This is a genomic window from Streptomyces sp. ICC1 (assembly GCF_003287935.1).
In the GTDB taxonomy this organism is placed as follows: domain Bacteria; phylum Actinomycetota; class Actinomycetes; order Streptomycetales; family Streptomycetaceae; genus Streptomyces; species Streptomyces tritrimontium.
The window spans coordinates 832876-857851 of the sequence record NZ_CP030287.1; the positions used below are offsets into that span (position 1 = coordinate 832876).

General features: G+C 71.8%; 25 protein-coding genes. 19 read left to right on the forward strand and 6 right to left on the reverse strand.

Annotation, left to right across the window (positions count from 1 at the left end; genetic code table 11):
- The first annotated feature begins 8 nt into the window (after positions 1-8).
- Positions 9-1268, forward strand: a complete 1260-nt coding sequence (gene hisS / locus DRB96_RS03985; RefSeq protein WP_112446790.1) for a histidine--tRNA ligase — start codon at positions 9-11, stop codon at positions 1266-1268.
- Between the two features lie 141 nt (positions 1269-1409).
- Here hisS and DRB96_RS03990 read toward each other — a convergent pair whose 3' ends face one another.
- From DRB96_RS03990 to DRB96_RS04005, 4 genes are read right to left on the reverse strand one after another with little or no spacing between them, the layout of a single operon-like run.
- Entirely contained in the window at positions 1410-2036 is a 627-nt protein-coding gene (locus DRB96_RS03990; RefSeq protein ID WP_112446791.1) for a response regulator transcription factor, read from the reverse strand.
- A 13-nt stretch (positions 2037-2049) separates the two neighbouring features.
- Positions 2050-3249, reverse strand: coding sequence for a sensor histidine kinase (locus tag DRB96_RS03995; protein WP_239516056.1), 1200 nt, complete (start codon positions 3247-3249; stop codon positions 2050-2052).
- Entirely contained in the window at positions 3246-4091 is an 846-nt protein-coding gene (locus tag DRB96_RS04000) for an ABC transporter permease (protein WP_112446793.1), read from the reverse strand. Before DRB96_RS04000 ends, DRB96_RS03995 begins: the two co-directional genes overlap by 4 nt.
- Positions 4088-4966 carry an ABC transporter ATP-binding protein gene (locus tag DRB96_RS04005; RefSeq protein ID WP_112453194.1) on the reverse strand — a complete coding sequence of 293 codons (879 nt, stop codon included), beginning with the start codon at positions 4964-4966 and terminating at the stop codon, positions 4088-4090. The genes DRB96_RS04000 and DRB96_RS04005 overlap by 4 nt, the downstream gene beginning before the upstream one ends.
- A 137-nt stretch (positions 4967-5103) precedes the next feature.
- Between DRB96_RS04005 and DRB96_RS04010 the strand changes: the two genes are divergently transcribed.
- From DRB96_RS04010 to DRB96_RS04020, 3 genes are all read left to right on the forward strand, one after another.
- Entirely contained in the window at positions 5104-5724 is a 621-nt protein-coding gene (locus DRB96_RS04010; protein ID WP_112446794.1) for a vitamin K epoxide reductase family protein, read from the forward strand.
- An 81-nt stretch (positions 5725-5805) separates the two neighbouring features.
- Positions 5806-7161, forward strand: a complete 1356-nt coding sequence (locus DRB96_RS04015; RefSeq protein ID WP_112446795.1) for a replication-associated recombination protein A — start codon at positions 5806-5808, stop codon at positions 7159-7161.
- A gap of 45 nt (positions 7162-7206) precedes the next feature.
- On the forward strand, positions 7207-7917 hold the full coding sequence (locus DRB96_RS04020; protein ID WP_112446796.1) for an HNH endonuclease family protein: 711 nt from the start codon (positions 7207-7209) through the stop codon (positions 7915-7917).
- Here the strand turns inward: DRB96_RS04020 and DRB96_RS04025 are convergent.
- On the reverse strand, positions 7914-8831 hold the full coding sequence (locus DRB96_RS04025; RefSeq protein WP_112446797.1) for a DUF2470 domain-containing protein: 918 nt from the start codon (positions 8829-8831) through the stop codon (positions 7914-7916). The genes DRB96_RS04020 and DRB96_RS04025 overlap by 4 nt on opposite strands.
- 55 nt (positions 8832-8886) lie before the next feature.
- Here DRB96_RS04025 and rpsD point away from each other — a divergent pair, with 55 nt between their 5' ends.
- Positions 8887-9498, forward strand: a complete 612-nt coding sequence (gene rpsD / locus DRB96_RS04030; RefSeq protein WP_112446798.1) for a 30S ribosomal protein S4 — start codon at positions 8887-8889, stop codon at positions 9496-9498.
- A 27-nt stretch (positions 9499-9525) separates the two neighbouring features.
- On the opposite strand, the gene DRB96_RS04035 is transcribed toward rpsD, so the two are convergent.
- The gene (locus tag DRB96_RS04035) at positions 9526-11754 is read right to left on the reverse strand and encodes an AAA family ATPase (RefSeq protein ID WP_112446799.1); all 2229 of its coding nucleotides are present in this window, start codon (positions 11752-11754) and stop codon (positions 9526-9528) included.
- 166 nt (positions 11755-11920) lie between these two features.
- Here DRB96_RS04035 and DRB96_RS04040 point away from each other — a divergent pair, with 166 nt between their 5' ends.
- The 14 genes from DRB96_RS04040 to nusB all read left to right on the forward strand — a co-directional run bounded on the left by DRB96_RS04040 (position 11921) and on the right by nusB (position 24912).
- Positions 11921-12361, forward strand: a complete 441-nt coding sequence (locus tag DRB96_RS04040) for a DUF948 domain-containing protein (RefSeq protein WP_112446800.1) — start codon at positions 11921-11923, stop codon at positions 12359-12361.
- 8 nt (positions 12362-12369) lie between these two features.
- Positions 12370-12744, forward strand: coding sequence for a DUF6167 family protein (locus DRB96_RS04045; RefSeq protein ID WP_112446801.1), 375 nt, complete (start codon positions 12370-12372; stop codon positions 12742-12744).
- Positions 12744-15413: an alanine--tRNA ligase gene (alaS, locus tag DRB96_RS04050; protein ID WP_112446802.1), complete on the forward strand. Its 2670-nt coding sequence runs from the start codon at positions 12744-12746 to the stop codon at positions 15411-15413. Before DRB96_RS04045 ends, alaS begins: the two co-directional genes overlap by 1 nt.
- Positions 15413-15883, forward strand: coding sequence for a Holliday junction resolvase RuvX (gene ruvX / locus DRB96_RS04055; protein ID WP_112446803.1), 471 nt, complete (start codon positions 15413-15415; stop codon positions 15881-15883). The genes alaS and ruvX overlap by 1 nt, the downstream gene beginning before the upstream one ends.
- Positions 15884-16008: 125 nt before the next feature.
- The gene (gene mltG / locus DRB96_RS04065; protein WP_112446804.1) at positions 16009-17763 is read left to right on the forward strand and encodes an endolytic transglycosylase MltG; all 1755 of its coding nucleotides are present in this window, start codon (positions 16009-16011) and stop codon (positions 17761-17763) included.
- 6 nt (positions 17764-17769) lie between these two features.
- On the forward strand, positions 17770-18594 hold the full coding sequence (locus tag DRB96_RS04070) for a shikimate dehydrogenase (RefSeq protein ID WP_112446805.1): 825 nt from the start codon (positions 17770-17772) through the stop codon (positions 18592-18594).
- Positions 18595-18620: 26 nt separating this feature from the next.
- Positions 18621-18824, forward strand: coding sequence for a hypothetical protein (locus DRB96_RS04075; RefSeq protein ID WP_162688506.1), 204 nt, complete (start codon positions 18621-18623; stop codon positions 18822-18824).
- Between the two features lie 113 nt (positions 18825-18937).
- The gene (gene aroC, locus DRB96_RS04080; protein WP_112446807.1) at positions 18938-20122 is read left to right on the forward strand and encodes a chorismate synthase; all 1185 of its coding nucleotides are present in this window, start codon (positions 18938-18940) and stop codon (positions 20120-20122) included.
- Between the two features lie 44 nt (positions 20123-20166).
- On the forward strand, positions 20167-20649 hold the full coding sequence (locus DRB96_RS04085; protein WP_112453195.1) for a shikimate kinase: 483 nt from the start codon (positions 20167-20169) through the stop codon (positions 20647-20649).
- Positions 20646-21737, forward strand: coding sequence for a 3-dehydroquinate synthase (aroB, locus tag DRB96_RS04090; RefSeq protein ID WP_112446808.1), 1092 nt, complete (start codon positions 20646-20648; stop codon positions 21735-21737). The genes DRB96_RS04085 and aroB overlap by 4 nt, the downstream gene beginning before the upstream one ends.
- Before the next feature lie 96 nt (positions 21738-21833).
- Positions 21834-22601 carry an AAA family ATPase gene (locus DRB96_RS04095; protein WP_112446809.1) on the forward strand — a complete coding sequence of 256 codons (768 nt, stop codon included), beginning with the start codon at positions 21834-21836 and terminating at the stop codon, positions 22599-22601.
- Between the two features lie 135 nt (positions 22602-22736).
- Entirely contained in the window at positions 22737-23846 is a 1110-nt protein-coding gene (locus tag DRB96_RS04100; RefSeq protein WP_112446810.1) for an aminopeptidase P family protein, read from the forward strand.
- Positions 23847-23905: 59 nt separating this feature from the next.
- On the forward strand, positions 23906-24472 hold the full coding sequence (gene efp, locus DRB96_RS04105) for an elongation factor P (protein WP_112446811.1): 567 nt from the start codon (positions 23906-23908) through the stop codon (positions 24470-24472).
- 2 nt (positions 24473-24474) lie between these two features.
- Complete coding sequence (gene nusB, locus DRB96_RS04110) at positions 24475-24912, forward strand: transcription antitermination factor NusB (protein WP_112446812.1); 438 nt, start codon at positions 24475-24477, stop codon at positions 24910-24912.
- Positions 24913-24976: the final 64 nt, after the last annotated feature.

Sequence of the window (24976 nt, forward strand, 5' to 3'; positions counted from 1 at the left end):
AGAGTTTCGTGAGTACTTTTCAGGCCCCCAAGGGCACGTACGACCTGCTGCCGCCCCGCTCCGCCACCTTCCTGGCGGTGCGCGAGGCGATCTCGGCGCCCCTGAAGAACTCCGGCTACGGGTACATCGAGACCCCCGGCTTCGAGAACGTCGAGCTGTTCTCGCGCGGTGTCGGCGAGTCCACCGACATCGTCAGCAAGGAGATGTACACCCTCACGACGAAGGGCGGCGACGAGCTCGCCCTGCGTCCCGAAGGCACCGCGTCCGTGCTGCGCGCGGCGCTCCAGGGCAACCTGCACAAGCTCGGCGGCCTGCCCGTCAAGCTCTGGTACTCCGGCTCGTACTACCGCTACGAGCGGGCGCAGAAGGGCCGCTACCGCCACTTCTCCCAGGTCGGCGCCGAGGCGATCGGCGCCGAGGACCCGGCGCTGGACGCCGAGCTGATCATCCTGGCCGACCAGGCGTACCGCTCGCTGGGCCTGCGCGACTTCCGGATCCTGCTGAACTCGCTGGGCGACAAGGAGTGCCGCCCGGTGTACCGGGAGGCCCTGCAGTCCTTCCTGCGCGGGCTGGACCTGGACGAGGACACCGTCCGCCGTGCCGAGATCAACCCGCTGCGCGTCCTCGACGACAAGCGGGACGACGTACAGAAGCAGCTGGTCGGCGCGCCGATGCTGCGCGACTACCTCTGCGACGCGTGCAAGGCGTACCACGAGGAGGTGCGGGCGCTGGTGACGGCGGCCGGGGTCGCCTTCGAGGACGACGAGAAGCTGGTCCGCGGGCTGGACTACTACACGCGGACCACCTTCGAGTTCGTCCACGACGGCCTGGGCTCGCAGTCGGCGGTCGGCGGCGGCGGCCGCTACGACGGCCTCTCCGAGATGATCGGCGGACCGGCGCTGCCGTCGGTCGGCTGGGCGCTCGGCGTGGACCGTACGGTGCTGGCGCTCGAGGCCGAGGGCATCGAGCTGGACATCCCGTCGGCGACCTCCGTCTTCGCGGTGGCGCTGGGCGGGGCGAAGCCGGTGCTGTTCGGTCTGGTGACCGAGTTGCGGCGGGCCGGTGTCGCCGCGGACATCTCGTACGGGGGCAAGGGCCTCAAGGGTGCGATGAAGGACGCGAACCGCAGCGGGGCGCGGTTCGCGGTGGTCGCGGGCGACCGCGACCTCGAAGAGGGCGTGGTCCAGCTGAAGGACATGGAGTCCGGGGAGCAGACGCCGGTGGCACTGGCCGACGTGGTCGCCACGGTCCAGGCGCGCCTGGCCTGACGGACGCTGCCGCCTGGTGGGGCGGGGCCGGGGGACCCGCTGCGCGGAGCTCTCCCCGCCCCGCCCTTTCGCCGTTTCCCGGGGCGGAGCCCCGGTTTCGGGAAGGGGCGGGGTGGGGGAAGGCCCGCGCAGCGGCCGCAGTCACAGCAAGCCGTGCCGCATGGCCGTGGTCACGGCGGCCGTGCGGTCCGTGACCTCCAGTTTGCCGAAGATGCGGAGCATGTGGGTCTTGACCGTCGACTCCGCCACGAACAGCCGGCGGCCGATCTCGGCATTGGTCGAGCCCTCCGCGACCAGGCGGAGCACCGCCACCTCCCGGTCGGAGAGCCGCGGCAGCGACGGGCGGGTGCGGAGCTGGTCCACCAGGCGGCCCGCCACCGTCGGGGCGAGGACCGTCTCGCCGCGCACGGCCGCCCGGATCGCGGCCGTCAGCTCCGCCCGCGCCATGTCCTTCAGCAGATAGCCCGCCGCTCCCGCCTCCACCGCGCGCAGGATGTCCCGGTCGTCCTCGTACGTGGTCAGGACCACCACGCGGACCGGCAGCCCGGCCGCGCAGATGCGGGCGATCGATTCGACGCCGTCGCCGCCCGGCATCCGCAGGTCCATCAGGATCAGGTCCAGGTCGGGGAGCAGCCGCGCGGCCAGCGCCTCCGCCTGCGGGCCGTTCGAGGCCTCCGCGACGACCTCCAGGTCCGGCTCGGCGCTGAGCATGCCGCGCAGGCCCTCCCGCACCACGGGGTGGTCGTCGGCCAGCAGGATGCGGATCATGTCGTACGGCTCCTCAGCGGATCGGGAGGGTGACGGTGACGGTGGTACCGGTCGAGGCCGTGCTGTCGATCGCCGCCGTCCCGCCGGCCTCCGCCGCGCGGGCGCGCAGGCCCCGCAGGCCGTAGCCCGGTGCGGGGGCCGCCGGGTCGAAGCCCCGCCCGGTGTCCCGGACAGTGACGGTCAGCTCGGAGCCGCCGTAGGCCAGGGACACCGCGCAACGTGCCTGCGGGCCCGCGTGCTTGGCCGCGTTCGAGAGGGATTCCTGACAGGTGCGCAGGGCCACGACCTCCAGGGCCGGGGCCAGCGGACGGACGTCCCCCGTCACCGACACGGCCGCAGGCGGGTCGTGCCGGGCCGCGAGGCGGCGTACGGCGTCCGGCAGCGAGCCGCCGTCCAGATCGGCGGGTGCGCCGCCGGTGACCAGGGCGCGGGCCTCCGCCAGGTTCTGCCGGGCGGTGGCGGCCATCAGGTCCAGGTGGCGGCGCGCCTGCGCCGGATCGGTGTCCAGCTCCGACTGCACGGCCTGCACCAGCATCAGGAGACTGGTGAAGCCCTGCGCGAGCGTGTCGTGGATCTCCCGGGACATGCGTTCCCTCTCGGTGTGGGCGCCGCGTTCGGCGGAGAGCCTGGCCACCTCCTCCCGGGTGGCGTCGAGTTCGGCGATCAGGGAGGCCCGGTTCTGGCTCTGCTCGATGATGCGGATGATCCAGGCGCCGAAGAACGCGGAGAACGCGAAGGTGACGACGGAGCCGAGGACGCCCACGAACACCTCGTTCCCGGGCGGCCGCCACAGCAGCGCCCAGCCGGCCACGGGCAGCAGGGCCACCATCCCCATCGCGGCCACCGCCCGGCGCAGCGGCAGCAGCATGAAACAGGGCGGGGCGAGCGCGAAGGTGATCAGGCGGGCCTCGCCGGCGAGGGCGGAGGCCGGCAGGAACAGCGCCAGGTTCCCCGCCAGGTAGCGCACCGACCGCCCGTACCGGGCGCCCGGCTCCAGCAGGAGCAGCGGGCGCCCGGCCCACGCGTACCAGGGGACGAGCAGCGCGAGCAGGGCCACGGCGGCCAGCCGGTGGGGGAGCGGCGGGAAGTCGCCGCCGAGGACGAAGGCCGCGGTGGCGGCCCACACCAGCCCGAAGTAGAGGTCCCACGGCCCGAAGGCGCGGTCCCAGACGTGGGACTCGCGCGCTCCGGGGAACCGGGCGGGGCCGCTCAACCGTCGCGGCGGTTCTTCCACTTGAAGGTCAGCAGACACAGGACCAGCCCCCCGACGACCCAGGCGCCCAGGACCAGGGCGACCTTGCCATACTCCCAGCCGCCGGCCTGTTCGAGAACGGCCGCGGACTCCGGGAGGAACACCCCGCGCAGCCCCTGGCACATCCACTTGAGCGGGAACAGCGCACCGATGTTCAGCAGCCAGTCGGGGATCTGGTGGACCGGGATGAAGACCCCGGAGACGAACTGCAGGATCAGGAACGGCAGGACCACGACCGAGCTGGCGCTCTTCCCGGACTTGGGCAGGCTGCTGATCGCGATGCCGAGCAGGGCGCAGCCGGCCAGCCCGAGGGCGAAGATCCAGGCGAAGGTCAGCCACTTGGCGGCGGACACCGGCAGATCGAGGTCGAACAGGGTGGAGCCGACCAGCAACAGGATCGCGGTCTCGGCGAGCCCGGTGACCAGCACCAGCCAGACCTTGCCGAGGAAGTACGCCGCCGGCGGCATCGGCGTGCCGCGCAGCCGGCGCAGCACCTTCTCGTCGCGTTCGACGGCGATCGAGATGCCGAGGGACTGGAAGCTGGTGGACATGATGCCGGCGGCGACCATGCCGGCCGCGTACATCTGGGAAGCGGTGACCCCGGTGCCCTCCATGCCGTCGCGGAAGATCGAGGCGAACAGCGCGAGGAGGACGATGGGGAAGGCGAAGGTGAAGATCACCGCGTCGCGCTGGCGGGCGAACTGCCTGATCTCCAGCGCGCCCCGGCTCAGCCCCAGCGACCAGGCGCCGGGCAGGGCCTTGGCGCGGCCGCCGCGCACGCTCGTACCGGTCACCGTGCTCATCGGGACTCCTCCTGCCGCGTCGTGCCCGGGTCGAGCTGGCCCGTGAGGCGCAGGTACACGTCCTCCAGGGTGGGGCGGGTGATCCTCAGGTCCGGGACCTCGCCGTCGAAACGGGCCGCCAGCTCGGCGACCGTACGGGTGGGCGTGTCGGTACGGGTGCTGCGCGTGCCGCCGTCGCGGTCGGTCCACTCGACGGTGGCCCCGGTCCCCAGGCGGGCCCGCAGCGAGGCCGGATCGCCCTCGGCGACGACCTTGCCGCGGGCGATGACCGCGAGCCGGTCGGCGAGGGCCTCGGCCTCCTCCAGGTAGTGGGTGGTGAGCACGATGGTGGTGCCGGCGTCGGACAGCAGGCGGATCAGGTCCCAGAACTGCCGCCGGGCCGCCGGGTCGAAACCGGTCGTCGGCTCGTCGAGGAGCAGCAGCTCCGGGTCGCCGATGACGCCCAGCGCGACGTCCAGACGCCGGCGCTGGCCGCCGGAGAGGCCCTTCACCCGGTGGCCGCGCTTGTGCTCCAGGCCGACGAGGGCGATGACCTCGGCCGGATCGCGCGGCGCCGGGTAGTAGCGGGCGAAGTGCTCGACCGTCTCCCGTACGGTCAGTTCGGCGGGCGCCGACTCGTCCTGCCAGACGATGCCGACGCGCGAGCGCCAGGCCCGCCCGCCGGTGGCGGGGTCCGCGCCGAGCACGGACACCTCGCCGCCGTCCCGCTCCCGGTGCCCCTGGAGTATTTCCACGGTCGTGCTCTTGCCTGCGCCGTTGGGCCCGAGGAGGCCGAAGACCTCGCCCCGCCGGATCGTCAGGTCCAGTCCGTCCACCGCGGTGACCCCGCCGTACTGCTTGCGGAGCCCCCGCACTTCCACCGCGTTTCGTGTCATGTCCCCCATGGTGTGCCGGGGGCGCGTCCACCGGTTCCCCCGTGCGTACGTCCTTATGTCCGTCGAACGGTGGACAGCGGGCCGCGTACGGCACAATGGCCGGTGCTTGTTGACCTTGCAGATGTGGAGCGGGCGGGATGACGACACGAGGGACCGGCACGGACACCGCGGAGCCGCGGACGGCGGTCGGCGGAAGCCGGGCGCTGGCCCTGCTGCTGGTGATCACAGGGCTCGCGGGACTGCTCGCCGCCTGGGTCATCACGATCGACAAGTTCAAGCTGCTGGAGGACCCGGACTTCACGCCGGGCTGCAGCCTCAACCCGATCGTCTCCTGCGGCAACATCATGAAGAGCGACCAGGCGGCCGTCTTCGGCTTCCCCAACCCGATGCTGGGCCTGGTCGCCTACGGCATCGTCGTCTGCGTCGGCGTGAGCCTGCTGGCCCGCGCCCGCTTCCCGCGCTGGTACTGGCTGACCCTGAACGCCGGGATGCTGTTCGGCGTCGGCTTCTGCACCTGGCTGATGTACCAGTCGCTGTACAACATCAACTCCCTGTGCCTGTGGTGCTGCCTCGCGTGGGTCGCCACCATCGTCATGTTCTGGTACGTGACCTCGCACAACGTCCGGGGCCGCCTGCTGGGGGCCCCCGGCTGGCTGCGCGCCTTCTTCGACGAGTTCACCTGGGTGCTGCCCGTCCTGCACATCGGGATCATCGGGATGCTGATCCTGACGCGCTGGTGGGACTTCTGGACCTCCTGAGGCCCCTGTGAGGCACCTGTGAGGCCCCTCGCGGATCCCGCCCCGGGCGGTCCTGTCAGTGGGCTCGCATAGGCTTCCGGTGTGGAACCAGACCTCTTCACCGCCGCAGCCGAAGAACGACAGGCGAAGGACCCCTCCAGTTCTCCGCTCGCCGTCCGGATGCGTCCGCGCACCCTGGACGAGGTCGTCGGCCAGCAGCACCTGCTGAAGCCCGGCTCACCGCTGCGCCGGCTCGTCGTGGACGGGGCGGGCGGTCCGGCCGGAGCCTCCTCGGTGATCCTGTGGGGTCCGCCGGGCATCGGGAAGACCACGCTCGCCTACGTGGTGAGCCAGGCGACGAAGAAGCGGTTCGTCGAGCTGTCCGCGATCACCGCCGGCGTGAAAGAGGTACGGGCCGTCATCGAGGGCGCCAAGCGCGCGGCCGGCGGCTACGGCAAGGACACCGTCCTGTTCCTCGACGAGATCCACCGCTTCAGCAAGGCGCAGCAGGACTCCCTGCTCCCGGCCGTGGAGAACCGCTGGGTCACGCTGATCGCCGCGACCACGGAGAACCCGTACTTCTCGATCATCTCCCCGCTGCTGTCGCGGTCCCTGCTGCTGACGCTGGAACCGCTGACCGACGAGGACCTGAGCGCCCTGATGCACCGGGCGCTGACGGAGGAGCGCGGACTGGGCGGGGCCGTCACCCTGCCGGAGGACGCCGAGGCGCACCTGCTGCGCATCGCGGGCGGTGACGCCCGGCGCGCCCTGACGGCCCTCGAGGCGGGCGCCGGTTCCGCGATCGCCAAGGGCGAGCCGGAGATCACCCTCCAGACGGTGGAGGAGGCGGTCGACCGGGCGGCGGTGAAGTACGACCGGGACGGCGACCAGCACTACGACGTGGCGAGCGCACTGATCAAGTCGATCCGCGGCTCGGACGTGGACGCGGCGCTGCACTACCTGGCACGGATGATCGAGGCGGGGGAGGACCCGCGGTTCATCGCCCGGCGGCTGATGATCTCGGCGAGCGAGGACATCGGGCTGGCCGACCCGACGGCCCTGCCGCTCGCGGTGGCGGCCGCGCAGGCGGTGGCGATGATCGGCTTCCCGGAGGCGGCGCTGACCCTGTCGCACGTGACGATCGCGCTGGCGCTGGCCCCGAAGTCCAACACCGCGACGACGGCGATCGGTGCGGCGCTGGCGGACGTCCGGGCCGGGCTGGCCGGCTCCGTTCCGGCTCACCTGCGGGACGGGCACTACAAGGGGGCGGCGAAGCTGGGCCACGCGGTGGGGTACGTCTACCCGCACGACGTGCCCGGGGCGATCGCCGCGCAGCAGTACGCGCCGGACGCGGTGCACGGCAAGCGGTACTACGAGCCGACGCGCTACGGCGCCGAGGCGCGGTACGCGGACGTGGTGGAGAAGGTCCGCGAGCGCCTGCGGGGCGGCGGGTCCTGACGTGTCGGCGGGCCGGGCCCGGGGGAGGGGCCTAGGCTCCGTCGCATGGGACGTCCCGCTCCGCTCGTCGCCGTCGCCGCCACCGCGCTGCTGCTCGGCGGATGCCACCACGGGGACGCCGGGAAGGCCCGCGCCAGCGCCGCCGCGCTCGTCGCGCAGGTGCCGCTCGCGAGCGCCGGGTTTCCGCCGGACGCCGCCACCGCCAGGACCGGGCTGGGCGGGCTCACCGTCGAGTGGGGCAAGAACTGGGAGACGTACAAGCGAGAGAACTTCGGCAGGTACTGGTCCGACGAGACCGACGCCGTCGGCGGGCGCAACGGCTGCGACACCCGGGACGACGTGCTCCGCAGGGACCTGCGGGAGCTGCGCGAGGGGGACCGCAACGCCTGCGTCGTCCTGTCCGGGGTGCTGCACGACCCGTACACCGGCAAGGAGCTCCCCTATTTCTACCGGCGCGCCTCGCAGATCCAAACCGACCACGTCGTCGCCCTCGGCGCCGCCTGGCGCGGGGGCGCGTACGCCTGGACCCCGCAGCGCAGGCTGGAGTACGCCAACGACCTCGACGTGCTGCTCGCGGTGGACAAGCAGACCAACTACGACAAGAGCAGCAAGACCGCCGACAAGTGGAAGCCGCCGCAGAAGGCCTACTGGTGCGAGTACGCGCGGCGCTACACCGGCATCAAGGTGAAGTACCGGCTGTCCGTGACCCCGCCCGAGAAGCAGGCGCTGCAGGAAATGCTCGCCACCTGTCCCTAGTCGAACAGTGTGCGCATGGCCTGGCGCAGCTCGCAGACGTCGGCCACCGGCTCGGGGAAGTCGAAGCGGGCGTCGAAGGCCGACCCCGCGCCCGTGCCCGCGCCGCGCGTGAAGCGCACCCGCAGGCCCAGGCGGTCGAGTGCGAGGGGGACCGCCGTCAGGTCCGCCGCCTCCCGGGTGCCGAGCAGCGCGCGCAGGTCGGCCAGCCGGTCGCCGTGCGCGGTGGCCAGGTGCTGGAGGATCTCGGTCTCGTGCGCCGTCATCGGGTCGGGCTCGGCCGCGGCGAGCAGCTCGGGCTCCACGTGCTCGGCGCCCCACAGGTCGTCGACGGAGATCTCCCCGACCTCCAGGCGCAGCAGCATCCACGCGGGCCGGCCGCCGCCCTCGAGGAGAGCGGACGGGCCCTCGAGGGTTTCGGACATCCCGAGGAGCTCGCCGACCGGGTGGCGCTCCGCCAGCAGGGCCGCGCAGGCCGCCCGGTCGGCGTCCCCGCGCACCGGGGTGAGCCACCCGGCGAGCCACGCTCGGCCTCGGATACGATGGGGCACGGACACCGGCGCCACATCCGTGATCTCGATCACGGCGGTGAGGTCGTCGTCCTGGGCGTGAGCGGCTGCCCTGGCAGCCGCGGATTCCCCTGATACCAGGAGAATCACGTCCCCGTCCGGGGTGACGGTCCTTGCGGCCGGCGCCCCCGTTCCGAACTCTCCCTGGTCACGAGCACCGGGCAGGGTGAGGGATACTGAGGCGTTGGACTCTACGAGGGTTCGTACGCGTTCGGCTCCGGTGAGCTGCCGAACGCCTTCCCTGGGACGCGGCTGACCTTGCCAATCGTCGTCGAAAGCAGATCCTGTTTCGTTTGGATCTGAACTTCGATGCGCACTGGGCAGGGGGATCCCATGTGGTCGAGACATTACGTCCTCCTCGCTAAGGTAAGCCTCACCTAACTTACATGGAGGTAGGTTCCACGTGAACCAGAAGCGACCCAAGGTCAAGAAGTCGCGTGCCCTCGGCATTGCGCTGACCCCGAAGGCCGTCAAGTACTTCGAGGCCCGCCCCTACCCGCCGGGCGAGCACGGCCGTGGCCGCAAGCAGAACTCGGACTACAAGGTTCGTCTGCTGGAGAAGCAGCGTCTGCGCGCTCAGTACGACATCTCTGAGCGTCAGATGGCCCGCGCGTACGACCGCGCCAAGAAGGCCGAAGGCAAGACGGGCGAGGCGCTGGTCGTCGAGCTCGAGCGTCGCCTCGACGCCCTGGTCCTGCGTTCGGGCATCGCCCGCACCATCTACCAGAGCCGTCAGATGGTCGTTCACGGCCACATCGAGGTCAACGGCGACAAGGTCGACAAGCCGTCGTTCCGTGTCCGCCCGGACGACGTCATCACGGTGCGCGAGCGCAGCCGCGAGAAGGTTCCGTTCCAGGTTGCCCGTGAGGGTGGCTACGCAGGCGAGGGCGAGACCCCCCGTTACCTGCAGGTCAACCTGAAGGCCCTGGCCTTCCGCCTGGACCGCGACCCGAACCGCAAGGAAATCCCGGTCATCTGCGACGAGCAGCTCGTCGTCGAGTACTACGCTCGCTGATCCAGCGGACGTAGCCTCACAGGCTGGTCAGCCCGCCGGTTCCCCCTTGGGGGAGCCGGCGGGCTTCCTGTTGTCCGCCCCCGGGCGGGTCGCCGGCCGGTCGGCGGCGGCGCGCGGCCTCGGCAGCGGACCCGTCGGCGCGGGTGCCGGCTCCGGCCCGCGCAGGGCCCGCTCCACCAGCGCGTCCACCCCCAGCGTCCGCCCGTGCCGGGCGCAGGACGCGTACCGCTCGGCGCCCAGCAGCTCGCCCGCCCGCTCCTGGCACATCAGCCGCGGGGCGTTGAAGTACCCCGAGCCGAACAGCCGCAGCCCCACCCCGTCCCACATCGGCTCCGCCGCCCCCTGGAGCAGCGCCGCCTCCGCCGGGTGCCCCTCGGCCACCGTCACCAGCGCCAGCAGCTCCACCGCCAGCACCAGCCCGACCAGGTCGCGGAAGGCGTGGTTGACGGCCACGCACTCGGACAGCAGCCGCCGCGCCTCGGCCGTGCCCCCCGCGTCCAGCGCCGCGTACGCCAGGACGTACAGGGCGTACGCCTTCGTCCAGCGCTCCCCGCGCTCCTCGCAGATGTCCCGGACCTCCTCGCACAGCGAGAGCGCGCCCTCCTGCTCCCCCTGGAAGGCCAGCGCCATCGCCAGCTCCACCTGGCACATCAGCACGTTGCTGTTCAGCTCGCCGGCCTCCCGGTAGCGCTCCAGCGCCGAGCCCAGCAGCTCCCGGGCCCGCACCATGTCGTCCGAGACCAGCGCCAGGCAGCCCAACCGGTGCACCGCGTACGCGGCCGCCACCGGGTTCCCGCTCTGCGCGGCCCCGTCCCGGCACTCGTACAGGGCGCTCATCGAGGCCACCGAGTCCCCCTGCAGGGCGGCGACGTACCCGAGCACCCACAGCGCCTTCAGCCGCGAGCTCTCGTACTCCGAAGGCTCGCCCGGCCCGGGTCCGGCCTCCAGGGAGCGGTCCAGCCAGTGCCGGCCCTCGGTGAGCCGGCCGCAGCCCGCCCAGTAGAACCAGAGGGTGCCCGCCAGGTACTGGCCGAGGTGGACCTCGTCCGGCTCGTCCAGGCAGCACTCCAGCGCGAGCCGCAGGTTCGCCAGCTCCGCCTCGACCAGCGCGGCCACCTCCTGCTGGCGCGGGCTGAACCAGTCCAGCTCGCACCAGGTCGCCAGGCCCATGTACCAGTCCCGGTGCCTGCGCCGCAGCCGCCCGGCGTCGCCCGTCGACTCCAGCCAGCCCGCCCCGTAGATCCGTACGGTCTCCAGCATCCGGTAGCGGACCCCGGCGGCCGTCTCCTCCCGGACCAGCAGGGACTGCCCCAGCAGCTCCCCGACCAGGTCCAGCACCGACTCCACCGGCAGGTCCGGGCCCGCGCACACGTACTCGGCGGCATCGAGGTCGAACTGCCCGGCGAAGACCGAGAGCCGCGCCCACAGCAGCCGCTCCGCGGTGGTGCACAGCTCGTGGCTCCAGCCGATCGCCGTGCGCAGGGCCCGGTGGCGGGGCAGCGCCCCGCGCGAGCCGCCCGTCAGCAGGGCGAAGCGGTCCTCCAGCCGGGACAGCACCTGCGCCGGGGACAGCGTGCGCATCCGGCCCGCCGCCAGCTCCAGAGCCAGGGGCAGGCCGTCGAGCCGGGCGCACAGCTCGGCCAGCACCGCCCGGTTCGCCTCCGTCAGGCTGAACGAGGGATCGGCCGCAGAGGCCCGTTCGATCAGCAGGGCCAGGGCCTCCTCGGGGTCCAGCGGGGCCAGCGGCCAGGACAGCTCGCCGTCGAGGGTCAGCGGGCGCCGGCCGGCGGCGAGCACGCGCAGGCCGGGGGAGCCGCGTAGGAGGTCCCGTACCAGGGCGGCGGTCTCGTCCACCAGTTGCTCGAAACCGTCCAGGACCAGCAGCAGCCGCCGTTCGGCCAGGTGCTCGGCGAGCACCTGGCGGGGCGGCCGGACGGTGTGGTCGGTCAGCCCGAGGGCCTCCGCGATGGTCAGTTCCAGCAGCGTCGGATCCCGTACGGAAGCCAGCTCGGCCAGCCACACGCCGTCGCAGTGGCGTTCCTGCGCGGGGTCCGCGGACCTGTCGTCCGCCGCGGCCCGGGCCGCCGCCAGGACCAGCCGGGACTTGCCGACCCCGCCCGCGCCGGTCACCGTGACCAGCCGCGAGGACTCCAGCAGTCGCTCCAGCTCGGCCAGTTCGACCCCCCGCCCGACGAAGCCGCTCAGGTCCGAGGGAAGATTGCCCGGCGTCCTTCGGGGAATGGGTCTCTGTCGCATGGGACACGGAGGGTACTGGTCCGGATGCTCTGCGTACAAGGCGGACTCCGCCCGGCCGCGGGCCGGGGCGCGGCCGGGAATTCCGGTACTTCGGCGGATCTCCGGCGCGATAGGGTCGGAGGACGACTTTTTCGCTTGCTGATCAATGTGTAGAGAGCGGTGTGACGTGTCCGGTGGAGAGGTGGCCGGGATCCTCGTGGCCGTCTTCTGGGCCATCCTGGTCTCCTTCCTCGCCGTGGTGCTGGTGAGGCTGGCCCAGGTGCTCAAGGCGACCACCAAGCTGGTGGCCGACGTGACCGACCAGGCCGTCCCGCTGCTCGCGGACGCCTCCACGACCGTCCGCTCGGCCCGCACCCAGCTGGACCGGGTCGATGCCATCGCGAGCGACGTCCAGGAAGTCACCTCCAACGCCTCCGCGCTGTCCTCCACCGTGGCGTCCACCTTCGGCGGCCCGCTCGTCAAGGTCGCGGCCTTCGGCTACGGCGTCCGCAAGGCGCTCGGCAAGAACGGCGCCGCCCCCGAGGACGTGCCGCGCAAGACGCCGCGACGTAACGTGATCGTTGGCCGTACGGTGCCGGCGGCCCGGCGCCGGAAGCAGAAGGGCTGAGACCGCCGATGTTCCGCCGAGCCTTCTGGTTCACCGCAGGCGCAGCCGCCGGCGTGTGGGCCACCACCAAGGTCAACCGCCAGCTCAAGAAGCTGACACCGGAGAGCCTCGCCGCCCAGGCCGCCGACAAGGCGCTGGAAGCGGGCCACCGCCTCAAGGACTTCGCCCTCGACGTCAAGGCGGGAATGTCGCAGCGCGAGGACGAGCTGAACGACGCACTGGGGCTCCACCAGGACCCCGACCTGCCCGGCAACGTCAGCGCCCTTCCCGGGCCGCGGCGGCTGCGGGCCATCGCGCACGACCCGTACGACAAGCAGGACCAGACCACCACTCACCGCTCGAGCCGCTCGAGGGGCAAGTACAACCGGAATGAGGACCACTGATGGAGTCGGCTGAAATCCGCCGCCGCTGGCTGAGCTTCTTCGAGGAGCGCGGTCACACCGTTGTCCCTTCGGCGTCGCTCATCGCGGACGACCCGACTCTGCTGCTGGTGCCCGCGGGCATGGTGCCGTTCAAGCCGTACTTCCTGGGCGAGGTCAAGCCGCCCGCACCCACGCTCACCAGCGTGCAGAAGTGCGTCCGCACGCCGGACATCGAAGAGGTCGGCAAGACCACCCGCCACGGCACGTTCTTCCAGATGTGCGGCAACTTCTCCTTCGGCGACTACTTCAAGGAAGGCGCCATCAAGTACGCCTGGGAGCTGCTCACCAGCTCCGTGGCGGACGGCGGCTACGGCCTCGAAGCCGAGAAGCTCTGGATCACGGTCTACCTCGACGACGACGAGGCCGAGGCCATCTGGCGCGACAAGATCGGCGTCCCGGCCGAGCGCATCCAGCGCCTGGGCAAGAAGGACAACTTCTGGTCCATGGGCGTCCCGGGCCCCTGCGGCCCCTGCTCGGAGATCAACTACGACCGCGGCCCCGAGTTCGGCGTCGAGGGCGGCCCCGCCGTCAACGACGAGCGCTACGTGGAGATCTGGAACCTGGTCTTCATGCAGTACGAGCGCGGCGCCGGCGACGGGAAGGAAGACTTCCCGATCCTCGGCGACCTGCCGTCGAAGAACATCGACACCGGTCTCGGTCTCGAACGCCTCGCCATGATCCTGCAGGGCGTGCAGAACATGTACGAGACCGACACCCTGCGCGTGGTCATGGACAAGGCCACCGAGCTGACGGGCGTGCGGTACGGCGCCGCCCAGGGAACCGACGTCTCGCTGCGCGTGGTCGCCGACCACATCCGCACCTCCGCCATGCTCATCGGCGACGGCGTGACCCCCGGCAACGAGGGCCGCGGCTACGTGCTGCGCCGCATCATGCGCCGCGCCATCCGCAACATGCGCCTCATGGGCGCCACCGGGCCGGTCATCCAGGAGCTCGTCAACGTGGTCATCGAGACCATGGGGCAGCAGTACCCGGAGCTGGTGACCGACCGCAAGCGCATCGAGACCGTCGCGCTCGCCGAAGAGGCCGCCTTCCTCAAGGCCGTCAAGGGCGGCACGAACATCCTCGACACCGCCGTGACCGAGACCAAGGCCGCCGGCGGCACGGTCCTGGCCGGCGAGAAGGCGTTCCTGCTCCACGACACCTGGGGCTTCCCGATCGACCTCACCCTGGAGATGGCCGCCGAACAGGGCCTCGCCGTGGACGAGACCGGCTTCCGCCGCCTGATGCAGGAGCAGCGCGACCGCGCCAAGGCCGACGCCAAGGCCAAGAAGACCGGCCACGCGGACATGTCCGCCTACCGGGAGATCGCCGACGGTTCCGGCGCCACCGAGTTCACCGGCTACGCCACCACCCAGGGCGAGTCCGTCATCGTCGGCCTCCTGGTCAACGGCGTCTCCGCGCCCGCCGCCTCCGAGGGCGACGAGGTCGAGGTCGTCCTGGACCGCACCCCCTTCTACGCCGAGGGCGGCGGCCAGCTCGCCGACCAGGGCCGGATCCGGCTCGACACCGGTGCCGTCATCGAGGTCCGCGACGTCCAGCAGCCGGTCCCCGGTGTCTCCGTGCACAAGGGCTCCGTCCAGGTCGGCGAGGTGACGGTGGGCGCCTCGGCGTACGCCGCCATCGACATCAAGCGCCGCCGGGCCATCGCCCGCGCCCACTCGGCCACCCACCTGACCCACCAGGCGCTGCGCGACGCGCTCGGCCCCACGGCCGCCCAGGCCGGTTCCGAGAACTCGCCCGGCCGCTTCCGCTTCGACTTCGGTTCGCCGAACGCCGTTCCCGGCTCGGTCCTCACCGACGTCGAGCAGAAGATCAACGACGTGCTCTCCCGCGAGCTCGACGTCACCGCCGAGGTCATGAGCATCGACGAGGCGAAGAAGCAGGGCGCCATCGCCGAGTTCGGCGAGAAGTACGGCGAGCGCGTGCGCGTCGTGACCATCGGCGACTTCTCCAAGGAGCTGTGCGGCGGCACCCACGTCGGCAACACCGCCCAGCTCGGCCTGGTGAAGCTGCTCGGCGAGTCCTCCATCGGCTCCGGCGTGCGCCGCGTCGAGGCCCTCGTCGGCGTGGACGCCTACAACTTCCTCGCCAAGGAGCACACGGTCGTCGCCCAGCTCCAGGAGCTGGTCAAGGGCCGTCCGGAGGAGCTGCCGGAGAAGATCGCCTCCATGCTCGGCAAGCTGAAGGACGCCGAGAAGGAGATCGAGAAGTTCCGCGCGGAGAAGGTCCTCCAGGCCGCCGCCGGCCTCGCCGCGGACGCCCAGGACGTACGCGGCGTCGCCGTGGTCACCGGCCGGGTGCCGGACGGCACGGGCGCCGACGACCTGCGCAAGCTGGTCCTCGACGTCCGCGGGCGCATCCAAGGAGACCGCGCGGTCGTCGTGGCCCTGTTCACCGTCGCCAACGACCGCCCGCTGACCGTCATCGCCACCAACGAGGCGGCCCGCGAGCGCGGCCTCAAGGCCGGCGAGCTGGTCCGTACCGCCGCCAAGACCCTCGGCGGCGGCGGTGGCGGCAAGCCGGACGTCGCGCAGGGCGGCGGCCAGAACCCGGCCGCCATCGGCGACGCCATCGCGGCCGTCGAGCGCCTCGTGGGCGAGACCGCCTGATGACGCTGCGCCGCGGCCGCCGGCTGGCCATCGACGTCGGGGACGCCCGGATCGGGGTCGCCTCGTGCGACCCCGACGGGGTGCTGGCCACACCGGTGGAAACCGTGCCGGGCCGGGACATCCCCTTCGCCCACCGGCGGCTGCGGCAGCTCGTCGAGGAGTACGACCCCATCGAGGTGGTGGTCGGTCTGCCCCGTTCGCTCAGCGGGCGGGAGGGGCCGGCCGCGGCCAAGTGCCGCGCCTTCGCCATGGAACTCGCCAAGGGCATCAAGCCCGTGACGGTGCGTCTGGTGGACGAGCGGATGACGACGGTCACCGCGGCCCAGGGCCTGCGGGCCTCGGGGCGCAACGCCAAGAAGGGCCGGTCCGTCATCGACCAGGCGGCCGCCGTGGTCATCCTGCAGAACGCCCTGGAGACCGAACGGGTATCAGGTAATCCGCCCGGTGAGTGCGTCGAAGTGGTTGTCTGATCGCGATACGGTAACGTTCCGCGCGAAGTGACGGCATTCGAACAGCCGTCGCCCACCAAGAGGCGGAACCGGGTGTCGCGGCGGATGGAGTCGCGGCCAACGCCCTGCGGCGCGCTAGGGGATCGATGACTGAGTATGGCCGGGGCCCTGGCCCCGAACCGTGGCACCCCGAGGATCCCCAGTACGGGGACCAGGGGTGGACCGGGCACGAGGCCCAGCAGGGTCAGATGCCTTACATCGATGGTCAGCAGCAGTACCCGCAGGAGCCGCAGTACCAGCAGCAGGTCCAGTACCCGCAGCAGACGTATCAACCGGAGCAGCAGTACCAGCAGCAGCAGTACCAGCAGTACCAGCAGCAACCGCAGCAGCAGTACCAGCAGCACCAGGGGACGTACGGGGGCCAGGGCTGGGACACCGGCCAGGTCCCCGTCGGCCTGGACCAGAACCACGGTTTCGACCCGAACGCCGGGTTCGATCACGGCGCCGGGTTCGATGCCGGCTACGTGAACGCCGCGCAGGCCGCGGACCCGTACGCGGGTGCGGACCCCTACGCGCAGCAGCAGACGGCCGGCTATCCCGGCGAGACCCCCGACCTCTACGGCACCCCCGAGGCCTTCCCTCCGCCGCGCCCCCCGGGCCGCCGGCACCTGGAGCCGGAGGAGCAGTGGCAGGAGGAGGCCCCGGCCGAAGAGCCCGAGGAATCCTTCCTGGCCGGCGGCGGTGGCGGCCGCGACGACGGTGACGACGACGAGCCCGGCGGCCGCCGCTCGGGACGCTCCGGCGGCAAGCCGAAGAAGCGCAGCGGCATGGCCTGCCTCATCGCGTCCGTGGTCATCATCGGCGTGCTCGGCGGTGGCGGCTACTACGGCTACAGCTACCTCAAGGACAAGTTCGGCGCGGCCGAGGACTTCGCGGGCGCCGGCATCGACGAGGCGGTCGACGTCGAGATCCCCAAGGGCGCGGGCCTGGGCCAGATGGGCCGCATCCTCAAGGAGAAGGGCGTGGTCGCGAGCGCCCAGGCTTTCGTGGACGCCGCGACGGCCAACCCCGATGGGAAGAAGATCCAGCCCGGCATCTATCCGCTCAAGAAGAAGATGTCGGCGGCCTCGGCGGTCGCGGTCATGGTGGATCCCACCAAGCTCCACGTGCTCACCATCACCGAGGGCATGCGCAACAGCACGGTCTACGACGCGATCGACAAGAAGCTCGAGAAGCCGGCCGGCACCACCAAGGACATCGCCTTCAAGGAGGCCAAGAACCTCGGCCTGCCGGCGTGGGCGAACAACGACCCGAAGATCATGGACCCGCTCGAGGGCTTCCTGTACCCGATGCGCTACGACCTCTCCAAGGACAGCACCCCCGAGTCGCTGCTCAAGCAGATGGTCAAGAACGCCACCGACAAGTACATGGAGCTCGGGATCGAGGGCAAGGCCAAGGACCTGGGCCTGAGCAACCCGCTCCAGGTGGTCACGGTCGCCAGCCTCGTCAACGCCGAGGGCAAGAACCACGACGACTTCCGGAAGATGGCGGAGGTGGTCTACAACCGCCTCAAGAAGACCAACGACATCTCCAACCAGAAGATCGAGTTCGACTCGACGTACAACTACGTCAAGGGCACGAGCGAGATCAACTTCAACCTCACGGAAGCCAGGAACTTCGTCCACCCCTACAACACGCACAACGTCAGGGGACTGCCCCCCGGCCCGATCGGGAACCCCGGCCTGGACGCGGTGACCGCTACGCTCAACCCGGACGGCGGCGGCTGGATGTTCTTCGTGTCGGTCGACGGCGACAAGACGAGCTTCAGCAAGACCTACGACGAGCACCTGAAGCTCGTCGCCGAGTTCCAGGCACGGCAGAAGCAGAAGAACGGCGGGTAGCAGGACATGTCACGGATACGGGCCGCGGTGCTGGGTTCGCCCATCGAGCACTCCCTCTCGCCGGTGCTGCACCGCGCCGCGTATCAGGAGCTCGGCCTCGCCGACTGGTCGTACGACCGGTTCGAAGTCGACGAGGCCGCGCTCCCGGACTTCATCGCCGGGCTCGGCCCGGAATGGGCCGGCCTGTCGCTGACCATGCCGCTCAAGCGGGCGATCATCCCGCTGCTCGACGGGATCAGTGACACGGCCGCCTCGGTCGAGGCGGTCAACACGGTCGTGTTCACCGAGGACGGCCGCCGCGTCGGCGACAACACCGACATCCCCGGTCTGCTCTCCGCCCTCGCCGAACAGGGCGTGGGCAAGGTGGAGTCCGCCGCGATCCTCGGCGCCGGCGCCACCGCCTCCTCGGCGCTCGCCGCGCTCGCGCGGATCTGCTCCGGCGAGGTGACCGCGTACGTACGCTCCTCCGCCCGCGCCGCCGAGATGCGGGAGTGGGGCGAGCGGCTCGGCGTGGACGTCCGCACGGCCGACTGGTCGCGGGCGGCCGAGGCGCTGGCCGCGCCGCTGGTCATCGCGACCACCCCGGCCGGAGCCACGGACGAGCTGGCCGGCTCCGTTCCCACGGCCCCGGGCACCCTCTTCGACGTGCTGTACGACCCCTGGCCCACCGCGCTGGCCGCCGCCTGGTCCGGCCGCGGCGGCAAGCTCCTCGGCGGCCTGGACCTGCTGGTCCACCAGGCCGTGCTGCAGGTCGAGCAGATGACCGGCAGCCCCGCGGCGCCCCTGGCGGCCATGCGGGCCGCCGGAGAGCGGGCCCTCGCCGCCCGATAGGCTTCCCGGTCGGGACAACGGGGACCTTGGGGGGCCAAGTGGACGAGATCGGCACGGATCAGGTGTTGGCGTCGAGGTGGGACGCCGCGTACGCGGTGGGTCTCTTCTTCCGCAGCCTGCTCAGCTCGTGGCCGCTCTGGGTCAAGCTGACCATCGGCGCCCTGGTGGGTGGCGCGGTCTGCTGGGAGGGCTACCGGTGGTGGTCCCGGCGCCGGTCCGCCGTCCGATAGCTGGACCGAGGGCGGTGTACCGGCGCGGACATGGGAGGATCGGGTGAAGGCGGGTCCGGGCCGCGCACCCGGTCGCGCCGTCGCTGAATCAGGCGCGAGCATGAGGAGCATCGTTGAGCAGGTTGCGTTGGCTGACGGCCGGGGAATCGCACGGCCCGGCTCTGGTAGCGACGCTGGAGGGGCTTCCCGCCGGCGTTCCGGTCACCACTGAGCTGGTGGCCGACCACCTGGCCCGGCGCCGGCTCGGCTACGGCCGCGGTGCCCGGATGAAGTTCGAGCAGGACGAGATCACGTTCCTCGGCGGTGTCCGCCACGGTCTGTCCCTCGGTTCCCCGGTCGCCGTGATGGTGGGCAACAGCGAGTGGCCCAAGTGGGAGACGGTCATGTCGGCCGACCCGGTCGACCCCTCGCTGCTCAAGGACACCGGCCGCAACGCGCCGCTCACCCGGCCGCGTCCCGGCCACGCCGACCTCGCCGGCATGCAGAAGTACGGCTTCGACGAGGCCCGGCCGATCCTGGAGCGCGCCAGCGCCCGTGAGACCGCCGCCCGCGTGGCCCTCGGTGCCATCGCCCGGTCCTTCATCAAGGAGGTCGCCGGCATCGAGATCGTCTCCCACGTCGTGGAACTGGCCGCCGCCAAGGCCCCGTACGGCGTCTACCCGACCCCCGCCGACGTCGAGAAGCTCGACGCCGACCCGGTGCGCTGCCTCGACGCCGACGCGTCGAAGGCGATGGTCGCGGAGATCGACCAGGCCCACAAGGACGGCGACACCCTCGGCGGCGTCGTCGAGGTGCTCGCCTACGGCGTGCCCGTCGGCCTCGGCTCGCACGTGCACTGGGACCGCCGCCTCGACGCGCGCCTCGCGGCCGCGCTCATGGGCATCCAGGCCATCAAGGGCGTCGAGGTCGGCGACGGCTTCGACCTGGCCCGCGTACCCGGCTCGCAGGCGCACGACGAGATCGTCTCCACCCCCGAGGGCCTGCGGCGCACCTCCGGCCGCTCCGGCGGCACCGAGGGCGGTCTGACCACCGGTGAACTGCTGCGCGTCCGCGCCGCCATGAAGCCGATCGCGACCGTGCCGAAGGCCCTCGCGACCGTCGACGTGGCGACCGGCGAGGCCACCGTCGCGCACCACCAGCGCTCCGACGTCTGTGCCGTGCCCGCCGCGGGCATCGTCGCCGAGGCCATGGTCGCCCTGGTGCTGGCCGACGCCGTCGTCGAGAAGTTCGGCGGCGACTCCGTCCCCGAGACCCGCCGCAACGTGCGGTCGTACCTCGACAACCTGCAGATCCGGTGACCGCCGCCCCCGCGACCGGCCCCCTGGTCGTCCTCGTCGGCCCCATGGGATCCGGCAAGTCCACCGTGGGCGAGATCGTCGCGCACCGGCTCGGCGTCTCCTACCGGGACACCGACGCCGACATCGTCGCGGCCCAGGGCCGGGAGATCTCCGACATCTTCGTGGACGAGGGCGAGCCCTACTTCCGTGCGCTGGAGCGGGAGGCCGTCGCGGCCGCCGTCGCCGGGCACGACGGAGTCCTCGCCCTCGGCGGCGGCGCGATCCTCGACGAGGAGACGCGCGCCCTGCTGGCCGGGCTGCCCGTCGCCTACCTCTCGATGGACGTGGAGGAAGCCGTACGGCGCGTGGGCCTCGGCGCCGCGCGCCCGCTGCTCGCCGTCAACCCGCGCCGCCAGTGGCGCGAGCTGATGGAGGCCAGGCGCCCCCTGTACACCGAAGTCGCGCGCGTCGTGGTGGCCACCGACGACCGCACCCCCGAAGAGGTCGCGCAGGCGGTCCTCGACGCTCTGGAGTTGAAGAACGCATGACAGACCAGGTGACGCGGATCCAGGTCGGCGAGAGCGCCGGGCACGACGCGTACGAGGTGCTGGTCGGCCGGCAGCTGCTCGGCGAGCTGGGCTCCCTGATCGGCACGAAGGCCCAGCGGGTCGCGGTCATCCACCCGGAGGCCCTGGCCTCGACCGGGGAGGCGCTGCGCGACGACCTCGCGGCGCAGGGCTACGAGGCCGTCGCCATCCAGGTGCCGAACGCCGAAGAGGCCAAGACGATCGAGGTCGCGGCGTACTGCTGGAAGGCCCTGGGGCAGTCCGGCTTCACCCGCACCGACGTCATCGTCGGCGTCGGCGGGGGAGCCACCACCGACCTCGCGGGCTTCGTCGCGGCCTCCTGGCTGCGCGGCGTGCGCTGGATCGCCGTGCCGACCACCATCCTGGCGATGGTGGACGCGGCCGTCGGGGGCAAGACGGGCATCAACACCGCCGAGGGCAAGAACCTCGTCGGCGCCTTCCACCCGCCGGCCGGCGTGCTCTGCGACCTGGCAGCGCTGGAGTCGCTGCCGGTCAACGACTACGTCAGCGGCCTCGCCGAGATCATCAAGGCCGGATTCATCTCCGACCCGGTGATCCTCGACCTGATCGAGGAGGACCCGGAGGCGGCCCGCACGCCCGCCGGCCCGCACACGGCCGAGCTGATCTGCCGCTCCATCCAGGTCAAGGCGGACGTGGTCTCCAGCGACCTCAAGGAGGCGGGGCTGCGGGAGGTCCTGAACTACGGGCACACGCTCGCGCACGCCATCGAGAAGAACGAGCGCTACAAGTGGCGGCACGGCGCGGCCGTTTCGGTCGGCATGCTCTTCGCGGCCGAGCTCGGCCGGCTGGCGGGCCGCCTCGACGACGCGACGGCGGACCGGCACAAGGCGGTCCTCGCCTCGGTGGGGCTGCCGCTGACCTACCGCGGCGACCAGTGGCCCAAGCTGCTGGAGACGATGAAGCTCGACAAGAAGTCCCGGGGCGACCTGCTGCGCTTCATCGTCCTGGACGGGCTGGCCAAGCCGACCGTCCTGGAGGGCCCGGACCCGGCCGTCCTCGTGGCGGCGTTCGGCGAAGTCACGGCCTGATCGGGGCCTTCGCTTGATCGAGTGACCCGCCGGAGCTCCCGGGTCATATAACGTTCTCGCATCAGTCGGGCCGGAACGGGACGGGGTTGGCAGCGGATGCAGCACGGAGTGGGTGGCGGGAGCTGGGATCCGTCGGGGCGTCAGCACTCGGCGGCGCCCCCGCAGCCGCCGGTCCCCCCGGCGCAGGGCTGGCCCGTTTCCCCGGTGCCCGCGCCCGCGTCCCTGCCCGTCCGGCATCCCGGGGCCCCCGGGATGCCGGACGGGTCCACCGGGCACATCCCGCTGCCGCCCGCCGTCGCGGGCACCGGCGGAGCCACCCTCGCGGTGCTGCTGATCGGTCCCGCGGGCGCCGGCAAGACCACCGTGGCCCGCCACTGGGCGGCCACCCGGCCGGTCCCCACGGCGCACGTCAGCCTGGACGACGTACGGGAATGGGTGTGCTCGGGGTTCGCGGACCCGCAGGCCGGCTGGAACGACCACTCCGAGGCCCAGTATCGCCTCGCCCGCCGCACCTGCGGCTTCGCCGCCCGCAACTTCCTGGCGAACGGCATCTCCTGCATCCTCGACGACGCGGTCTTCCCCGACCGCCCCGTGGTGGGCCTCGGCGGCTGGAAGCGCCACGTCGGGCCCGCGCTGCTGCCCGTCGTCCTGCTGCCCGGCCTGGAGATAGTCCTGGAGCGCAACGCGGCCCGCTCCGGGAACCGGCGGCTCTCCGACGAGGAGGTCGCGCGGATCCACGGCCGCATGGCGGGCTGGTACGGATCCGGGCTGCCGATCATCGACAACTCCCACCTGGACGTCGAGGGCACCGCCCGCGCCCTGGACGAGACCCTGGCCCGCGCCATCTCGGCGCCGGCCCACTGAAGCCCGGGCCCGCTGAAGCCCCGGCCCACTGAAGCCCCGGCCCGCTGAGGCCCCGGCCCTCCGAAGCCCCGGCCGCGTCCTCGTACGGCCGCGCTCACCAGGCCGGATGCGCCCGCCGCTCGTAGGCTCGGAAGCATGTCAGACGTGTACGCGGCCCGCCGGGGCCTGCTTCGCGACCGCTGTGCGGCCGCCGGAAACGCCGCCGCACTCATCACGCGTCCGGCGAACGTCCGCTACCTCTCCGGGGCGTCGCCGCTGGGCGCCGTCCTGCTGGTCGGACCGGGCGGGGAGGACATGCTGTTCTGCGCCGGGCAGCCCACCGGGGAGGCCGACGAGGGACGGCTCGACGAGAACCTGCGGATCTCCGTGCTGGCGGGCCCGGGAGCCGATCCCGCCGTCGCCGCCGCCGACCTCGCCGCTTCCGCGCGCGCCGACTCCCTCGCCGTCGAGGAGCACCACCTCACCGTGGGCCGGCACCGCGCCCTGCGCTCCGTGGCGCCCGGACTGCGCCTCGCCGACCTCGGGACCGCCGTCGAGCAGCAGCGCCTCGTCAAGGACGAGGAGGAGATCGCCTGCCTGCGGATCGCCGCCGAGATCGCCGACCAGGCCCTCGGCGAGCTGCTGGAGTCGATCCTGGTGGGCCGCACCGAGCGGCACCTCGCCCTGGAGCTCGAACGCCGCCTCGTGGACCACGGGGCGGACGGCCCGGCCTTCCCGACCTCCGTCGGCACGGGTCCGCACTCCGGTCGCTCCCGGCACCGGCCCTCCGACCGACGGGTGGAGGAGGGCGACTTCCTCTCCGTCTGCCTCGGCGCGAACTACCGGGGCTACCGCTGCGAGATCGGCCGGACCTTCGTCATCGGCACGACCCCCGCCGACTGGCAGATCGAGCTGTACGACCTCGTGTTCGCCGCCCAGCGGGCGGGCCGCGAGGCCCTGATGCCCGGGGCCGCCTACCGAGACGTGGATCACGCCGCCCGTTCCGTGCTGGACTCCGCGGGACACGGGGAGGCCCTCGCGGCGTGGACCGGACACGGCGTCGGTCTCGAAATCGACGAGGACCCGCAGCTTGCACCTACGGCCATGGGTAAACTGGACGCTTGCGTGCCGGTCACCGTCGAACCGGGGGTTCACCTCCCGGGCCGGGGCGGTGTCAGGATCGATGACACGCTCGTCGTACGCCCCGAGGCGGACGGCGGTCCCGAGCTACTCACCATTACGACCAAGGAGCTGCTCGCGCTCTAGCCCGCATCGCCGGGCTGTGCGCGCACCCGTGGTCTTCCAGTGCAGGAGATTCCCAAACCGTGGCTTCCACGAACGACCTCAAGAACGGCATGGTGCTGAAGCTCGACGGGGGCCAGCTCTGGTCCGTCGTCGAGTTCCAGCACGTCAAGCCCGGCAAGGGCCCGGCCTTCGTGCGCACCAAGCTGAAGAGCGTCATGTCCGGCAAGGTCGTCGACAAGACGTTCAACGCCGGCACCAAGGTCGAGACGGCCACCATCGACCGCCGCGACATGCAGTTCTCCTACATGGACGGCGAGTACTTCGTCTTCATGGACATGGAGGACTTCGACCAGCTGATGGTCGACAAGAAGGCCGTCGGCGACTCCGCCAACTTCCTGATCGAGGGCTTCACCGCCTCCGTGGCCCGCCACGAGGGCGAGGTGCTCTACGTAGAGCTCCCGGCCGCCGTCGAGTTGACCATCCAGCACACGGACCCGGGCGTCCAGGGCGACCGCTCCACCGGCGGCACCAAGCCGGCGACGCTGGAGACCGGCCACGAGATCCAGGTCCCGCTCTTCATCAACACGGGCGAGAAGATCAAGGTCGACACCCGCACCAGCGACTACCTCGGCCGGGTGAACAGCTAACCGTGGCTGCCCGGAGCAACGCGCGCAAGCGCGCTTTCCAGATCCTGTTCGAGGCCGACCAGCGCGACGTGTCCGTGCGCGAGGTCCTCGCGGACTGGATCCGCCACTCGCGGTCGGACACCGACCGCCAGCCCGCGGTGAACGAGTTCACCATGGAACTCGTCGAGGGGTACGCCGACAAGGTGGACCGCATCGACGATCTGATCGCCACCTACGCGGTGGACTGGGACCTGGACCGCATGCCGGTCGTGGACCGGAACATCGTGCGCCTCGGTGCCTACGAGCTGATCTGGGTGGACGACACCCCGGACGCCGTGGCGATCGATGAGGCCGTCCAGCTGGCCAAGGAGTTCTCCACGGACGAGTCGCCCTCGTTCGTGAACGGACTGCTCGGCCGCTTCAAGGACCTCAAGCCGAAGCTGCGTCGCAGCGAGAGCTGACCCGCGCCGGACCGGCGCGGACGAAAGGGCCCGCAGCGCACGCGCGCTGCGGGCCCTTTCGTCG

Coding starts and splice junctions, on each gene's coding strand:
- DRB96_RS03990 (WP_112446791.1), bottom strand. CDS start 2,036: ATGATCCGCATCCTGCTGGCCGACGACCACCCCGTGGTGCGGGAGGGC.
- DRB96_RS04000 (WP_112446793.1), bottom strand. CDS start 4,091: ATGAGCACGGTGACCGGTACGAGCGTGCGCGGCGGCCGCGCCAAGGCC.
- DRB96_RS04005 (WP_112453194.1), bottom strand. CDS start 4,966: ATGACACGAAACGCGGTGGAAGTGCGGGGGCTCCGCAAGCAGTACGGC.
- DRB96_RS04010 (WP_112446794.1), top strand. CDS start 5,104: ATGACGACACGAGGGACCGGCACGGACACCGCGGAGCCGCGGACGGCG.
- DRB96_RS04020 (WP_112446796.1), top strand. CDS start 7,207: ATGGGACGTCCCGCTCCGCTCGTCGCCGTCGCCGCCACCGCGCTGCTG.
- DRB96_RS04025 (WP_112446797.1), bottom strand. CDS start 8,831: ATGTCTCGACCACATGGGATCCCCCTGCCCAGTGCGCATCGAAGTTCA.
- DRB96_RS04035 (WP_112446799.1), bottom strand. CDS start 11,754: ATGCGACAGAGACCCATTCCCCGAAGGACGCCGGGCAATCTTCCCTCG.
- DRB96_RS04045 (WP_112446801.1), top strand. CDS start 12,370: ATGTTCCGCCGAGCCTTCTGGTTCACCGCAGGCGCAGCCGCCGGCGTG.
- alaS (WP_112446802.1), top strand. CDS start 12,744: ATGGAGTCGGCTGAAATCCGCCGCCGCTGGCTGAGCTTCTTCGAGGAG.
- ruvX (WP_112446803.1), top strand. CDS start 15,413: ATGACGCTGCGCCGCGGCCGCCGGCTGGCCATCGACGTCGGGGACGCC.
- mltG (WP_112446804.1), top strand. CDS start 16,009: ATGACTGAGTATGGCCGGGGCCCTGGCCCCGAACCGTGGCACCCCGAG.
- DRB96_RS04070 (WP_112446805.1), top strand. CDS start 17,770: ATGTCACGGATACGGGCCGCGGTGCTGGGTTCGCCCATCGAGCACTCC.
- DRB96_RS04085 (WP_112453195.1), top strand. CDS start 20,167: ATGGGATCCGGCAAGTCCACCGTGGGCGAGATCGTCGCGCACCGGCTC.
- aroB (WP_112446808.1), top strand. CDS start 20,646: ATGACAGACCAGGTGACGCGGATCCAGGTCGGCGAGAGCGCCGGGCAC.
- DRB96_RS04095 (WP_112446809.1), top strand. CDS start 21,834: ATGCAGCACGGAGTGGGTGGCGGGAGCTGGGATCCGTCGGGGCGTCAG.
- DRB96_RS04100 (WP_112446810.1), top strand. CDS start 22,737: ATGTCAGACGTGTACGCGGCCCGCCGGGGCCTGCTTCGCGACCGCTGT.